We start from the raw sequence: 14,025 nt of genomic DNA, 5'->3' as shown, positions 1-14,025 counted from the left end.
CGGAAAAAAACCTTTACCGTTAGCTGTATACTGTTTTATACGATCAGACTGATGCCTGATTAAGCGCCATACTTGGCTGTTGATACAGGAACACCAACGCCCATTGTAGATGTAACTACGCAAGACTTGAGGTATGTACCCTTAGCTGCAGCCGGCTTAGCCTTTACGATAGCTTCGATAAGTGTTGTGAAGTTAGCGTCGAGCTTTTCAGCACCGAATGAAGCCTTGCCGATCGGGCAGTGGATGATGTTTGTCTTGTCGAGACGGTATTCGATCTTACCAGCCTTAGCTTCTGTAACAGCCTTAGCTACGTCAGGAGTAACTGTACCAGCCTTCGGGTTTGGCATGAGACCTCTTGGGCCGAGAACCTTACCGAGACGACCAACGAGACCCATCATGTCAGGTGATGCGATAACTACGTCGAAATCCATCCAGTTTTCCTTAACGATCTTGTCAACGAGATCCTGTCCGCCTACATATTCAGCGCCAGCACCCTTAGCTGCTTCGTACTTGTCTTCCTTACAGAATACGCATACTCTAACCTTCTTACCAGTACCGTTCGGAAGTACAACAGCACCACGAACCTGCTGGTCAGCATGTCTTGAGTCAACGCCGAGACGTACATGTACTTCAACAGTCTCATCGAACTTAGCCTTTGCATTCTTGCATACTAAATCGAGAGCTTCTGCGGAATCATAAAATTTATCAGCTTCGATAGTCTTTACACTATCATTATACTTCTTGCCGTGTTTCATTATTTATCCTCCTATAAAGTGGTAATACCAAAACGCTTATACGCAGTTTCAGTTAGCGGAAAGTTTCCTCCCACCATTAGATAACGTACGATTTTCTTATGTGTTGAGTCTACAGTGATCAGTCTTCTACTGTAACGCCCATTGAACGTGCTGTACCAGCGATCATGCTCATAGCTGTTTCGATAGTTGCAGCGTTAAGGTCAGGCATCTTTGTTTCAGCGATCTTTCTGATCTGATCCTTAGTGATCTTAGCTACCTTTGTCTTGTTAGGTACGCCTGAACCGCTTTCGATTCCGCAAGCCTTCTTGATAAGAACTGCAGCCGGCGGTGTCTTTGTAACGAATGAGAATGTACGGTCAGCATAAACTGTGATTACAACAGGGATGATAAGACCGATATCATTCTTAGTTCTTTCATTGAATTCCTTTGTAAAAGCCATGATGTTTACACCGTGCTGACCTAAAGCAGGACCAACCGGTGGAGCAGGTGTTGCCTTACCTGCAGCGATCTGTAATTTAATATAGCCAACGACTTTCTGTGCCATGGTTTATTGCACCTCCATAAAGTGGTCACGAACGAGGCAATGATCATTATTTTGCCTCTCCCACACTGACTGTTGCTTCAGCCAGTTTTAAAAAATACGTTTACTTTTTGATTATTAAATATCATCCAGCCTGATAACCTGTGTAAGGCTAAGCGTAGCCGGAGTTTCGCGGCCGAACATTGAAACAAGAACGTCAACAGTACCATTGTCAATATCGACCTTCTGTACCACACCAACAAATCCGTCCATTGCAGTACCTGATACACGAACACTGTCTCCGGCAGAAATGTTTACTTCAACCGCTGGAGTATCAAGTGAAACACCAAGTGCCTCAACTTCCTTCTCTGAAAGCGGAGTCGGTTCAGACGCAGGACCAACAAATCCTGTAACACCTCGTGTACTCTTTACTATGTACCATGATTCATCAGTGTATACCATTTTCAGCAGAACATAGCCCGGAAATGTTTTTCTTTCCACTTCCTTCGTCTTGCCGTCAGTAATTTCTGTTACCTTTTCTGTAGGTACTCTTACTTCAAGGATCAGGTCGTGAAGCTTCCTGTTTTCAACAACTTTTTCGATGTTCTGTTTTACTTTGTTCTCATAACCCGAATAAGTGTGAATAACATACCATTTTGCTGCTTCTGACATGCAAAATTACCTCCTTGCATTTAGACTGTAACTGCTTATTTGTTTAAGAACATCTTCAGAGCCCATCCGCCGATAGTATCGAATGCGCCTACAAAGATTCCGATAAGAAGGATAGTCACGAGAACAACAGTTGTGTTGTTGATGACCTGCTTCTTTGTTGGCCATACGACCTTCTTGAATTCGCTCCTAAGGTCTTTGAAGTATTTAGCAACCTTGTTTGGCTGCTTCTTCTGATTTTTGGCAGAAGACTTTGCCGGAGTTTTTTCCTTTTTCTTTTCAGATTTTAAATCTTCCTTTGCCATGAGCAACCTCCGGAATTACTTTGTTTCCCTGTGCAGAGTATGCTTTCTGCAGAACTTGCAGTACTTGTTCATTTCAATTCTGTCAGGGTCGTTCTTCTTGTTCTTCTTTGTTGCGTAATTACGCTGCTTGCATTCTGTACAAGCTAATGTTACCTTAACTCTCACGTGTCGGCACCTCCTGAATGTAATTATTCTTCAAACGCAGTTTACCGCTCTTAAAAAAAGACCGGAACTGCACGGCCTCCCTCTGTTAAACTGAGTGTGATTTTCTGCAAAAGAGCAAAAAAATGCACCTCACAAAGAGGTACTTATATTTTACCATGTTTTACGCCGGAAGTCAACTGTTTTTTTTCGTATCTTCACTGCTTCCGATGAATAAAATTTCCTGTAAGGTATTTACAAACCGTTTGAAATGGTGTAAAATAGGATTTAGAATTAATATATGGTGGTGAAGGAAAATAGATACAGACAAGAAAGTTTATTATTCAGTATGCTGCACGCTCGCACTTATACTTGCTGTAATAATGATATACCGCGAAATTCCCGGAGAACAGACCGACCGGAAAACAGTAAGGGAAAGACTCATACCGGAAGCAGTTACTATGGCAACTGAAGAAGATACTTATATATATAGTACGGAAGCCCCGGTATTTACAGACACGCCGGAAACAACATCCGATGACACAGCACAGATAACGGCAGACGGATCCGGTTCCTCTCTGATAAACATAAATACTGCAGACAAAAGCACCCTTATGTCACTTGATGGCATCGGCGAAAAGAAAGCTGACAGCATTATAGAATACCGGACGCAGAACGGACCGTTTTCCGATATACATGATCTTCAGAACATATCCGGCATCGGAAAAAAGACTGTGGAGACACTTGCACCGTTCATTACCGCAGGCTAACCACACAAGTATAATTATTTGAGTTTTCTACAATAATTTGTCTTTATTTGCGGTCATTTTATTATAATAAGATAATTGACAAATGCCTTATATCAATGATATACTTTTATTATAGTTGATTATGCATAAAAACCGGGGATGTTTTTCAGCATATACATTCTTTGTATTTAATATTTCTTATTTCTTTTCTGAAAGGGTATGGTCAAATGTCTATGAATTCTTCAAATGTTGCGGTTTTCAATCCTGAAACAAGTGTTGCCCCTCTTGGTCTCATCGCTATGAACGGCGCCGGTGAACTCGGCGACAAGATCAACAGCTATCTTGTTGAATGGGCTAAGCAGAGCGGCCTTGACAAGGACGGCTTCCTTATTGAAAGCCAGTGTCCGCGTTTTGCATCAGGCGACGGCAAGGGCCTCATCAAGTCAACAGTACGAGGCAAGGATCTTTTCATTATCGTTGACGTAAACAACTACAGCTGCAAGTACAAGATGTTCGGTCAGGAAAACTTCATGTCACCTGACGATCACTATCAGGATCTCAAGAGAATCATTCAGGCTGCAAGCGGCAAGGCACACAGAATAAACGTTATAATGCCTATCCTCTACGGCGGAAGACAGCACAGAAGAAATTACCGTGAATCTCTCGACTGTGCATGGGCACTTCAGGAACTCCAGAGCATGGGCGTTTCAAACATCGTAACATTTGACGCACACGATCCTAGAGTACACAACGCTATCCCGCTCATGGGCTTTGACAATGTAATGCCTACATACCAGGTTCTCAAGACAATGTACAGAAACATCAAGGACCTTCACATCACAAAGGACAACTTCATGATCGTAAGTCCTGATGAAGGCGCCCTTAACAGAAACATGTACTACGCTTCGGTTCTCGGCGTTGAACTTGGTATGTTCTACAAGAGACGTGACTACTCAAGAATCGAAAACGGAAGAAACCCTATCGTAGCTCACGAATACCTCGGAAGAGACGTTGAAGGCATGGACATCTTCGTTGCCGATGACATCATCTCATCAGGTCAGTCTGTTCTCGACATCGCATACCAGCTCAAGGAAAAGAAAGCTAACAAGATCTACGCTTACGCAACATACGGTCTCTTCACAGACGGTCTTGAAAAGTTCGACCAGGCATACAAAGACGGTTACATCAACGGCATCCTCGGCACAAACCTCACATACAGAACACCTGAACTTCTCAAGAGAGAATGGTTCATGGAAGTTGACGTTTCAAAATACATCGCTTACTTTATTTCTGCTATCAACCACGACATCTCTATCAGCAGCGTCATCGATCCGCACGAAAAGATCAAACAGCTTCTTGAAAAGTACAATCAGTGATAAACCATACCATAGTATTACAGGCCTTTGCATCAGCTCAGATGCAAAGGCCTGTTTTTTTTATAGTAAACGAAAAATTTATTTTTCAGACAGCAAAAGAGGGCTGTGCGTAAAGCACAGCCCTCCGTTATGTGAAACGAAATAATTACTAAAATTACTTGATTTCGATTGTAGCACCAGCAGCTTCGAGCTTAGCCTTGATGTCTTCAGCGTCAGCCTTTGAAGCGCCTTCCTTAACAGCCTTTGGAAGTCCTTCAACGAATTCCTTTGATTCCTTAAGGCCAAGACCCATAACGTCCTTGATAACCTTGATAACGTTCATCTTGCTGTCACCGAATGATGTCATTACAACGTCAAATTCAGTCTTTTCAGCAGCACCAGCAGCAGCGCCGCCAGCAGCAGGAGCAGCAGCTACAGCAGCTGTTACGCCAAATTCTTCCTGAATAGCGTCAACTAATTCAGCGAGCTCTAATACTGTAAGAGCCTTGATATCTTCAATAAATTTCATTGTCTTTTCTGAAGCCATGATAATATTCTCCTTAAACTAAATTTTAAAAAATGTTATGCAGCAATGTAATTAAGCTGCTTCTCCGTCCTTTTCAGATACTGCCTTAAGAAGCGCAGCGAGTTTCTGGATAGGACCCTGGAGTGAACCAACGAGCTGAGCGAGAAGTACATCTCTTGATGGGATCTTTGAAAGAGCCATAACGCCTGCTTCGTCGTAGATGTCTGAGCCGATGTAACCAGCCTTAACCTTGAACTTGCCTTCTGAAGCATCTGCATACTTACCAAGGATTCTTGCAGGAGCAGTCTGATCCTCATTTGAAAGAGCGATAGCTGTTGTGCCTTCGAGTACATTCTCGAGACCTTCAACACCTGCTTCCTTTAATGCAAAGCGAAGAATTGAGTTCTTTTCTACAAAGTAATTTACGCCAGCTTCACGAAGTTCCTTACGGAGCTTTGTGTCATCTTCAACAGTGATGCCCTTGTAGTCAACAATAACACCAGCACATGAATTCTTGAGAAGTTCTGCAACTTCAGCAACTCTGGCCTTCTTACCTGCTAAAATCTGTTCACTTGCCATTAATTTTCACCTCCGAAGATATGATAATCGTATCAAAGAGAGGGCAATAAAAAACCTTTCTCAGAAATCGAGAAAGGTGTTGATTACATATAAGTAATTAATCGCCACATTCCTCGGCTGGACTTACGGTGCATGACCACCAGCTGTCTTTAGAATACGATAGCTGTAAGTGTAAACTCACAACATTGATTATTATATCATATTATTTTCTGTTTGTCAACAGTAAATTTATCTTTTTATTATTCGTCCAGCACCGTCTCTGAAAGTACCGCTTGCGATCTGAATAACATCCACAAGTGTGCCGAAACCGCAGAGTCCTCCGGTACAGAGCCAGAGCAGTCCTGAAAGCGGTTTGCCGACATAGAAACGATGTATACCCGCAAAGCCCAGGAATCCGAGAGCTGCAAGAAGTACGCTCGTTGACTTGGACTTGTCACTTTCCATTATGTCGTATCCGCCGAAATTGTTGTTTACGTTGACCACAGGTGACTGCTGATCCATTGAACGGTTCACTGCTGCACCCCTGATCTCCTCTACCTGACGGCCGCAGTGAGTACAGATAACTGCATCGGCCGGGATCCTTTCACCGCAGAACTTGCAGAATTTCATCGGCTGATTATTGATCTGCTGATTCATCTGATTATTCATGTTCATCTGCGGACCTGCATTCATCATGTTCATCTGCGGTATCGGCGGCTGTGTTATCTGAGGTACCGGCTGCGGAACATTCTGAACAGGTGCTTCATAGTTATAGTAACGTCCGAGATCGTCGTTCGGAGTCTGATACTGTGTCTGAGCCGGGTAATTCTGCTGAACCGGCGCAGCGCCGTAATTGTTTCTTGCAGGCATCGGATCATCGTACTGAGGAACCGGAGGCTGATTATACTGATAATCCTGACGGTTTCTGTATTCCTGCTTTTCAAGAGATGCTGAATCTGTATTACTGTTGTTATAGACAGGATACGCTTCTCTTACACGTGCCCTGCCGTTTTCTTTTGTAAGATTAATGCTTTTTCTGTCTGTATTATTCTCGTCCATCTGTTTCTACATTCCTTTCCGTTAGGGAAACACTGATGATAAGACAGATCCCGTTTACCGGATCTGAAAAAGAGAGATCATATGCGTGCATTCACCGAACTGCACTGTTTAAACGGCCCGTGTTTCCTCTGTGATCTACATATAATTTATTATATAATAAAAAGCCTCTGTGTTTATTAACAAATTATGAACATCGCATTAATTTTATATTAATGTTTATTTTCTTAAGAAACGATGATTTATTCATAAATCATCGTTGGGCACGGAGCGAAGCCCTGCCGTCTTCCCAGCCGGAAATACGGCGGATCTGTATTTCCGGTTTAATCAGTGTTTCTCTTACAGCACATCAGACATTAAGGAAATGTAGTTGTATTTTACAGAAATTTATGGTATAATAATCAGGAATGCGCAGATACGAAAGGAGACAAACCAATCATGAGAATCGTAGTGATGTCTGATACTCACAGACTTTTCAGCTCAGTGCAGAAAATCATAGAAGCTCAGCCTGACGCTGATATGTACATACATCTTGGCGATGCTGAAGGCAGCATGGATATGGCTCACATTATCTACCCGGACAAAAAGTTTTACTGTGTCCGCGGAAACTGCGACGACGACATCAGCCTTTCCTCTGAACTGGTCATACCTGTAGATGAAAAGCACAGCATTTTTGCCACTCACGGTCACCGTTACGGTGTTCACGGATCAACAAAAGAGCTTGTCGAAGCAGCCCGCAGAAACGGCTGCGACATCGTCTGCTACGGGCACACTCATCTGACTGAGAATACCTATTCAGACGGAATGTACATACTGAATCCCGGCAGCGCAGCCTGTCCGCGCGGTACCAGTGAACGCACCTACGCCTTTATCGACATTGGCAATCACGGTGTTTTCATAAGCATCGCAGCTCTCTGACACCTTATCGGATCTATGAAAAAATCAAAAATTTCCTGTCTGCGTGTTTTTGCTGCTGCCTTTCTGATGTTCAGCATAATGGTCATTCCGGATCTTGTGTACAACAAAGGCTATCTTATCTTTTACGGAGATTTCAATTCGCAGCAGCTCCCTTTTCTCAGACACATGCACGAATGTGTTTCATCAGGAAATATTCTTTGGGACTGGGGTACTGATCTCGGAAGCGATTTCATAAACTCCTATTCCTTTTATCTTCTCGGAAGTCCTTTTTTCTGGCTTACAATGGCTGTTCCCGGAAAATACGTACTGTATACAGTACCGTGGATCCTGGCACTCAAATACGCCTTTGCAGCTCTGACTTCCTATACGTATATCAGAAGATTCACATCCCGCGACAGTTCAGCGGCCGTCGGATGCCTGCTCTATGCTTTTTCAGGATTTCAGGCATACAACATCTTCTTCAACCATTTTCACGATGTAACAGCACTCTTTCCGCTCATGCTTACTGCACTGGAAGAGCACGTTACAAAAAAACGGAGAGGAATTTTCGCGCTTACCGTCGCCCTCATGGCAGTTACAAATTACTTTTTCTTTGCCGGTCAGGCAGTGTTTCTTCTTATCTATTTTCTGATACGTTCACGCTGCAGTGACTTCCGTATCACAAAACAGAAATTTCTGACACTTGCTGCCGAAACCCTGCTCGGCACTGCGGCTGCCTCAGTGCTGCTCGTACCTGCAGCTGTTTCTGTACTCGGAAACTACAGAGTATCAAAGCATCTTTACGGAATAGACATGCTGGCTTACAGTGACCGTACACGAATATGGCGCATAATCCAGAGCTTCTTCATGATTCCTGACTCCCCTGCACGTCCGAACCTGTTCAGTGACGGATCAGCCAAGTGGTCATCGATTGCCGGTTATCTTCCGATGTTCTCCATGGCCGCCGTCATTTCGTTCTTAAAGCACAAACCGGATTCATGGCAGTCAAGACTTATAAAGACCTGTATCATCTTCTCATTCGTGCCGGTGCTCAATTCCGCTTTCTGCCTGTTCAACGCCGAGTACTATGCAAGATGGTTCTACATGCCGGTACTGATAATGTCCCTTGTCACAGCTCAGGTTCTGGAAAGCACGGACATTGAAACAAAGTCAGGATTCCGTATATGTGCTTTTATGCTTTCAGTTTTCCTTGCCGTCTCATTCCTTCCCGCAAAGGAAAAGGATGAGGTAAAATGGATGGCTTTCGGCAGCCACAGATACTATCTGTATCTGACTGTCGGGATCACCGCTCTGCTTCTTGCTGCCGGAGGATATATTTTCATCCTGAAAAGATCCGGAAAACCATATGAAAAAAAAAGCAGTCATATTCACTGCTCTTGCCGGACTGATCTCCACTTCAGCAGTGTTTTACTTCGGTATTTATGACGGACCTTATCCGGACCGCTATATCGATGCTTCAGTAAATGACACTTCATCATCAGCAGTAAGCACTGACGGTGAATTCTTCAGAACCGACATTTCTGAAAACGCAGACAACTTTCCTATGTTCTGGGGACTTCCGTCCATGCGTTGTTTTCAGAGTACCGTTTCTCCTTCAGTTATGGATTTTTACAGCACAGTCGGCATCAAACGTGATGTCGCTTCCCGTGCTGATACTTCATACTACGCTCTGCGCGGACTGCTTTCGGTAAAGTACTATTTTAACCAGTATGAATACGGCACCGTCAGAGAAGAAAAACCATTATCCATGCCCGGATTTGAAAAGATCTCTTCCGGTGATAATTTTGCAGTATATGAAAACAGAGATTTTGTTCCGGTCGGCTTTGCCTACGATTCATACATCACTGAAACAGACCTGAAAAAATGCTACGGTGCTTCGAAGGCAAATGCGCTCATGCATGCAGTACTTCTTTCGGAGGATACCGCAAAACGGCTTGACGGCATTCTTTCCAGATGTCAGATACAGCCGTCAGAGCTTAACAGAGATACATACACTGAAGACTGCCGCCTTCGCCGCAGAACTTCATGCACAGATTTCAGAACGTCAGCACGCGGATTTGAAGCTTCGGCTGAAACGGAAAAGGAAACCCTGATTTTCTTCAGCGTTCCGTACGACAAGGGTTTCAAAGCCTATGTTAACGGTAAAAAAGCAGATATAGATAAAGTAAACGGCGGATTTATGGCTGTAGTCGTACCTGCAGGAAAAAGTGAGATCCGGTTCACATACTTCACCTACGGTCTGCGTGAAGGGATCATAATTTCAGCCACAGCACTGATCCTGTTTGTCATATACATCTTCTTTAACGCAAAATTCAGACGCACGCGGCAGATCCGCGGATCTGAAAAAGAAACAGAAAACAAATCAGTTACAGTGAAAGCCTGATTTTTCACTCACTGCATTTACAGGAGGAAAGCAATGCATCTTGAAGAGAAAACCAAAGACAGTACCATCGTTTATGACGGTAAGATCTTTAAAATAAAAAGAGACAACGCACTCCTTGAAGACGGCAGCACAGCCGTCAGGGAATTTGTAGTGCATTACGGAGGAGTCTGCATACTTCCGGTAAACGACGACGGTACAATACTTCTGGTAAAACAGTACCGCTATCCGCTCGGAAAGACAACTCTGGAAGTACCGGCCGGCAAACTCGAAAAAGGCGAAGACCACTTCGAAGCCGGAAAGCGTGAGCTTCTTGAAGAGACCGGTACCACATCCGCTTCTTTTGAATATCTCGGTGAAATAGCCCCTATACCGGCATACACCACCGAAATAATACACATGTATCTGGCAAAGGGACTGACATTCTCAGCACCGGATCCTGATGACGACGAATTTCTCGACGTCGTTCGGATACCTTTTGAAGAAGCCCTTGAAATGGTACTCGACGGCAGAATAACAGATTCAAAAACAATGATAATAATAATGAAAGCTGCGCTGATGAATAATCCTAAGCAGCAGAAAACAAAGGAATGATAAAAGTGAATACAAGTATATTAGAAGGAAAAAAGCACATACATTTTATCGGAATAGGCGGTTCAGGTATGTATCCGCTGGCACAGATACTCCACGCAAAGGGATACTATCTCACAGGATCAGACAACAACGAGACTGAAACTCTTGATGCCGTAAGAAAGATGGGCATTCCGGTTTATCTCGGACAGCGTGCTGAAAACATTGAAGGTGCAGACCTTATCGTGCACACAGCAGCTATCATGGCTGACAATCCGGAACTTATCGCTTCAAAGGCAAGCGGTGTGCCGGTGCTCGAAAGAAGTGAACTCCTCGGAATCGTTACAAGCTGGTACGAAAACGCCATCTGCGTTTCAGGTACCCACGGCAAGACAACAACCACTTCAATGATCACACAGATCCTCCACACTGAAGGCATTGACATTTCCGCATTTATCGGGGGAAAGCTCCCTTGCATCGGCGGAAGCGGCAAGGCAGGAAGCAGTGATATACTCGTCTGCGAAGCATGTGAATTCGTTGACACCTTCCTTAAGCTCTACCCGGATACATCTGTTATCCTTAACATCGACGCTGATCATCTTGACTACTTCGGCACACTCGACAACATTATCGCTTCATTCAGAAAATTTGCTGAAAAGACATCAAAGACACTCATTGTAAATGCTGATGACGCAAACACAATGAAAGCTGTTGCAGGAATCGAAAACAAGAACATAATCACATTCGGTACTTCATCATCATGCGACTACTATCCGGCAAACATAAACAGACCGAGCGGTACACAGGCTAAGTACGAGCTTATGCACAAGGGCGAAAAACTCTGTGACGTTACTATAAACGTTCCGGGTGAACACAACATTTTAAATTCAGTTGCAGCTGCTGCCGCTGCCCACAGTGCCGGCGCCTCACCTGAATTCATCACAAAAGGTCTTGAGGAATTCGGCGGTGCAAAGAGAAGATTTGAAATAATCGGAAAGAAGAACGATATAACAGTAGCCGATGACTACGCTCATCATCCTGCAGAACTTACTGTTACTCTCAATGCTGCAATGCAGATGGGTTACAAGAACGTATGGGCAGTATTCCAGCCGTTCACATTCTCAAGAACATCAATGCTCCTTGATGATTTTGCAAAGGCCCTTTCCATTCCTGACAAGGTGGTTCTTACAAACATCATGGGTTCACGCGAAAAGAACACATACAACATCTTCACAAAGGACCTTGCAGACAAGATCGACGGATGCATTTACTTTGACAAGGAAAAGAAAGCCGTTCAGACAAATGAATGCAAGCAGGCCGACTTCGATACAGTAACTGATTATCTCTGCGAACACGCAGCTCCGGGAGACCTTATAATCACACTCGGATGCGGCGACGTTTACAAGGTGGCAAAAGCTGTTTACAATAAACTTAAGTAAAATTCAGGGAAACACTGATCAAACCGGAACTCCGGCGAAGCCGGATTTCCGGAGGCGGGATTTGCGGTGCTTCGCCCCGAACCCCACGCTGATTTTTGAATAAATCGGCGTTTCCTTAATATCCGGAGCTTACAGGAAAAGTACCCTGAACTGAAAGGACGTTTCATTATGAACAATTACTCGGAAGCTGATATTATCAGCTTTGTAAACGAAAACGACGTACAGTTTATAAGGCTTGCGTTTGTTGACTTTTTCGGAAATCTTAAAAACCTTGCGATCATGCCTTCCGAACTGCACACTGCGCTGACTTCAGGAATGCCGCTTGACGCTTCAGTTTTCTACGGAGTAAATGACTACTCACACGGTGACCTCTGTCTCATTCCTGACCCGGCTACACTTTCAGTACTGCCGTGGAGACCGCGTGCAGGACGTGTGGTACGTTTCCTGTGCCACATTAAAAATCATGACGGGACCCCTTTCAAAGGCGACCTCCGCGCAAGACTCAGAAATACTTCGGACAAACTTGACGTAAGCGGCTACACATGCAATGTCGGAACTGAAGCACAGTTCTATCTTTTCGAACTCGGCGACGACGGCAAACCGACAAGGAAAACAAATGACAACGCAGGCTATCTTGACGTATCACCTCTCGATCACGGTGAAAACATAAGACGTGAGATCTGCCTTTCCATCGACGAAATGGAAATAAAGCCGGAAACTTCTCGTCATCTTCACGGCCACGGACAGAACGAGATCACATTCAAATCCGGAAGCGTTCTCGCCGCGGCTGACAACACGCTCAACTTCAAGACTGCAGTACGTTCAATCGCATCCCAGAACGGCCTTCACGCATCTTTCATGGCTTACCCGCTGCGCGACCAGCCAAGGAGTTCCTTCTTCATCAATCTTTCAATTGAAAAGGAAGGAAAAAATATTTTCAGAGTTGAAAACGGACAGATCTCCGGTGACGGAGCTCACTTCATCGCTGGCATTCTTTCACACCTGCGTGAAATATCCGTTTTCCTCGGTCCTACAACAAACTCATACTTCCGTAACGGCCTTGCCGAGGAACACCAGACAATAAACTGGGCATTTGAACGTCGCGATGCTGCACTCAGGATAATAACCGGCCTGAATTCCGGTGAAAAACTTGAGATCCGTTCTGCCGATCCTTCATGCAACATCCACATGGTACTCGATCTCATTCTGAAGGCTGGTATTGAAGGCATAGAAAAGGAACTTCCGCTTCCTGAAGCAGGTGTTTCATGCGGAGATCTTCCTGAATCACTCAGTGAAGCTGTAGAAGCTGCCAGGAACAGTGAATTTGTAAAGAGCAGTCTTTCCGATCTTGAACTGAAACAGGTATTCGAAAGATTTGAAAGACGCATAAGCAGCTACAATGATGCCAGCAACAAGGAAGAAAACGAGTACAATGAATACTTCAGCATCATATGACCGGGCAGTCTGAACGGAAGGTGTGATTCTTTGGACAAAACCCTTATAATAAGCGGTTCCGAACAGGCGGCCACTCTGCTTACGAATCTGATGAAGTCATACTGCAGCAGTCAGATAACCGTAGCATCAAGCGGAAACGAGGCACGCCGTCTTATAAACCGCACAGAATTCGACGTTGCAATAATCAGTACTCCTCTTCCGGATGAATTCGGAAGTGACCTTGCTGCAGCCATATCAGAACGTTCCAGCACCGGTGTTCTGCTCATATGCAAGGCAGACATAGCTGATGAATTATCAGAAAAACTTGAAGTATGCGGCGTCTGCGTACTTGCAAAACCGCTGAACAAAACTCTTTTCTATCATACCCTCAAAATGCTGCAGGCAACAAGAGCACGTATGATGAACGTAATGAAGGAATACTCGAAGCTTCAGACTAAAATAGAAGAAGCCAGACTCGTAAACCGCGCGAAATGTATCCTTATACAGTATCTTAAACTCACCGAACCCCAGGCCCACAGATACATCGAAAAACAGGCCATGGACCAGCGTCTCTCCAAAACAGAGGTCGCACAGAACATTCTTAAGACGTATGAGCAGTAATAATACGTAAAAAAGCACCACATATATCA

Annotated in this window: 17 protein-coding genes and 1 other annotated feature; of the genes, 9 read left to right on the top strand and 8 right to left on the bottom strand. The window is 44.3% G+C overall.

The features are described 5' to 3' along the window. Positions 1 to 59 precede the first annotated feature (59 nt). The 5 genes from rplA to rpmG form a co-directional block, all read right to left on the bottom strand. Positions 60 to 755 (bottom strand): 50S ribosomal protein L1, encoded by a 696-nt coding sequence (gene rplA / locus CC97_RS16245; RefSeq protein ID WP_044976258.1) that lies wholly within the window; start codon positions 753 to 755, stop codon positions 60 to 62. A gap of 118 nt (positions 756 to 873) precedes the next feature. Then, complete coding sequence (gene rplK / locus CC97_RS16240) at positions 874 to 1,299, bottom strand: 50S ribosomal protein L11 (protein WP_044976256.1); 426 nt, start codon at positions 1,297 to 1,299, stop codon at positions 874 to 876. Between the two features lie 114 nt (positions 1,300 to 1,413). Further along, the gene (gene nusG, locus CC97_RS16235; protein WP_044976254.1) at positions 1,414 to 1,947 is read right to left on the bottom strand and encodes a transcription termination/antitermination protein NusG; all 534 of its coding nucleotides are present in this window, start codon (positions 1,945 to 1,947) and stop codon (positions 1,414 to 1,416) included. Between the two features lie 35 nt (positions 1,948 to 1,982). Further along, the gene (gene secE / locus CC97_RS16230) at positions 1,983 to 2,249 is read right to left on the bottom strand and encodes a preprotein translocase subunit SecE (protein WP_044976252.1); all 267 of its coding nucleotides are present in this window, start codon (positions 2,247 to 2,249) and stop codon (positions 1,983 to 1,985) included. Positions 2,250 to 2,264: 15 nt separating this feature from the next. Then, positions 2,265 to 2,414 (bottom strand): 50S ribosomal protein L33, encoded by a 150-nt coding sequence (rpmG, locus tag CC97_RS16225; RefSeq protein WP_044976250.1) that lies wholly within the window; start codon positions 2,412 to 2,414, stop codon positions 2,265 to 2,267. A gap of 437 nt (positions 2,415 to 2,851) precedes the next feature. Here rpmG and CC97_RS16220 point away from each other — a divergent pair, with 437 nt between their 5' ends. Both CC97_RS16220 and CC97_RS16215 read left to right on the top strand, forming a co-directional pair. Then, positions 2,852 to 3,160: a helix-hairpin-helix domain-containing protein gene (locus tag CC97_RS16220; RefSeq protein ID WP_049962980.1), complete on the top strand. Its 309-nt coding sequence runs from the start codon at positions 2,852 to 2,854 to the stop codon at positions 3,158 to 3,160. A 206-nt stretch (positions 3,161 to 3,366) separates the two neighbouring features. After that, positions 3,367 to 4,515: a ribose-phosphate pyrophosphokinase gene (locus CC97_RS16215; RefSeq protein WP_044976248.1), complete on the top strand. Its 1,149-nt coding sequence runs from the start codon at positions 3,367 to 3,369 to the stop codon at positions 4,513 to 4,515. A 154-nt stretch (positions 4,516 to 4,669) separates the two neighbouring features. On the opposite strand, the gene rplL is transcribed toward CC97_RS16215, so the two are convergent. From rplL to CC97_RS21130, 3 genes are all read right to left on the bottom strand, one after another. Further along, a complete protein-coding gene (rplL, locus tag CC97_RS16210) occupies positions 4,670 to 5,041 on the bottom strand; it encodes a 50S ribosomal protein L7/L12 (protein ID WP_044976246.1) in 372 nt (123 codons plus the stop codon). 51 nt (positions 5,042 to 5,092) lie between these two features. Beyond that, positions 5,093 to 5,599 (bottom strand): 50S ribosomal protein L10, encoded by a 507-nt coding sequence (rplJ, locus tag CC97_RS16205; RefSeq protein WP_044976244.1) that lies wholly within the window; start codon positions 5,597 to 5,599, stop codon positions 5,093 to 5,095. Between the two features lie 39 nt (positions 5,600 to 5,638). Beyond that, positions 5,639 to 5,770, bottom strand: a sequence feature (ribosomal protein L10 leader region). Between the two features lie 57 nt (positions 5,771 to 5,827). Next, positions 5,828 to 6,637 (bottom strand): TM2 domain-containing protein, encoded by an 810-nt coding sequence (locus tag CC97_RS21130; protein ID WP_081850167.1) that lies wholly within the window; start codon positions 6,635 to 6,637, stop codon positions 5,828 to 5,830. Between the two features lie 435 nt (positions 6,638 to 7,072). Between CC97_RS21130 and CC97_RS16195 the strand changes: the two genes are divergently transcribed. From CC97_RS16195 to CC97_RS16165, 7 genes are all read left to right on the top strand, one after another. Then, complete coding sequence (locus CC97_RS16195) at positions 7,073 to 7,552, top strand: metallophosphoesterase (protein ID WP_044976242.1); 480 nt, start codon at positions 7,073 to 7,075, stop codon at positions 7,550 to 7,552. Positions 7,553 to 7,567: 15 nt separating this feature from the next. After that, positions 7,568 to 8,977 carry a YfhO family protein gene (locus CC97_RS16190; protein ID WP_049962979.1) on the top strand — a complete coding sequence of 470 codons (1,410 nt, stop codon included), beginning with the start codon at positions 7,568 to 7,570 and terminating at the stop codon, positions 8,975 to 8,977. Continuing rightward, positions 8,898 to 9,935, top strand: coding sequence for a YfhO family protein (locus CC97_RS21410; protein ID WP_044976240.1), 1,038 nt, complete (start codon positions 8,898 to 8,900; stop codon positions 9,933 to 9,935). The genes CC97_RS16190 and CC97_RS21410 overlap by 80 nt, the downstream gene beginning before the upstream one ends. Before the next feature lie 33 nt (positions 9,936 to 9,968). Further along, complete coding sequence (locus tag CC97_RS16180) at positions 9,969 to 10,526, top strand: NUDIX hydrolase (protein ID WP_044976238.1); 558 nt, start codon at positions 9,969 to 9,971, stop codon at positions 10,524 to 10,526. Next, the gene (murC, locus tag CC97_RS16175) at positions 10,523 to 11,941 is read left to right on the top strand and encodes a UDP-N-acetylmuramate--L-alanine ligase (RefSeq protein WP_044976236.1); all 1,419 of its coding nucleotides are present in this window, start codon (positions 10,523 to 10,525) and stop codon (positions 11,939 to 11,941) included. The genes CC97_RS16180 and murC overlap by 4 nt, the downstream gene beginning before the upstream one ends. Before the next feature lie 168 nt (positions 11,942 to 12,109). Continuing rightward, on the top strand, positions 12,110 to 13,396 hold the full coding sequence (locus CC97_RS16170) for a glutamine synthetase family protein (protein ID WP_044976234.1): 1,287 nt from the start codon (positions 12,110 to 12,112) through the stop codon (positions 13,394 to 13,396). A 30-nt stretch (positions 13,397 to 13,426) separates the two neighbouring features. After that, the gene (locus CC97_RS16165) at positions 13,427 to 13,996 is read left to right on the top strand and encodes an ANTAR domain-containing protein (RefSeq protein WP_044976231.1); all 570 of its coding nucleotides are present in this window, start codon (positions 13,427 to 13,429) and stop codon (positions 13,994 to 13,996) included. Positions 13,997 to 14,025 lie beyond the last annotated feature (29 nt).

This window comes from Ruminococcus sp. HUN007 (assembly GCF_000712055.1).
Lineage (GTDB): Bacteria > Bacillota > Clostridia > Oscillospirales > Ruminococcaceae > HUN007.
The sequence above is the reverse complement of the archived record's forward strand: the minus strand, read 5'-3'. Positions and strand labels throughout refer to the sequence as shown.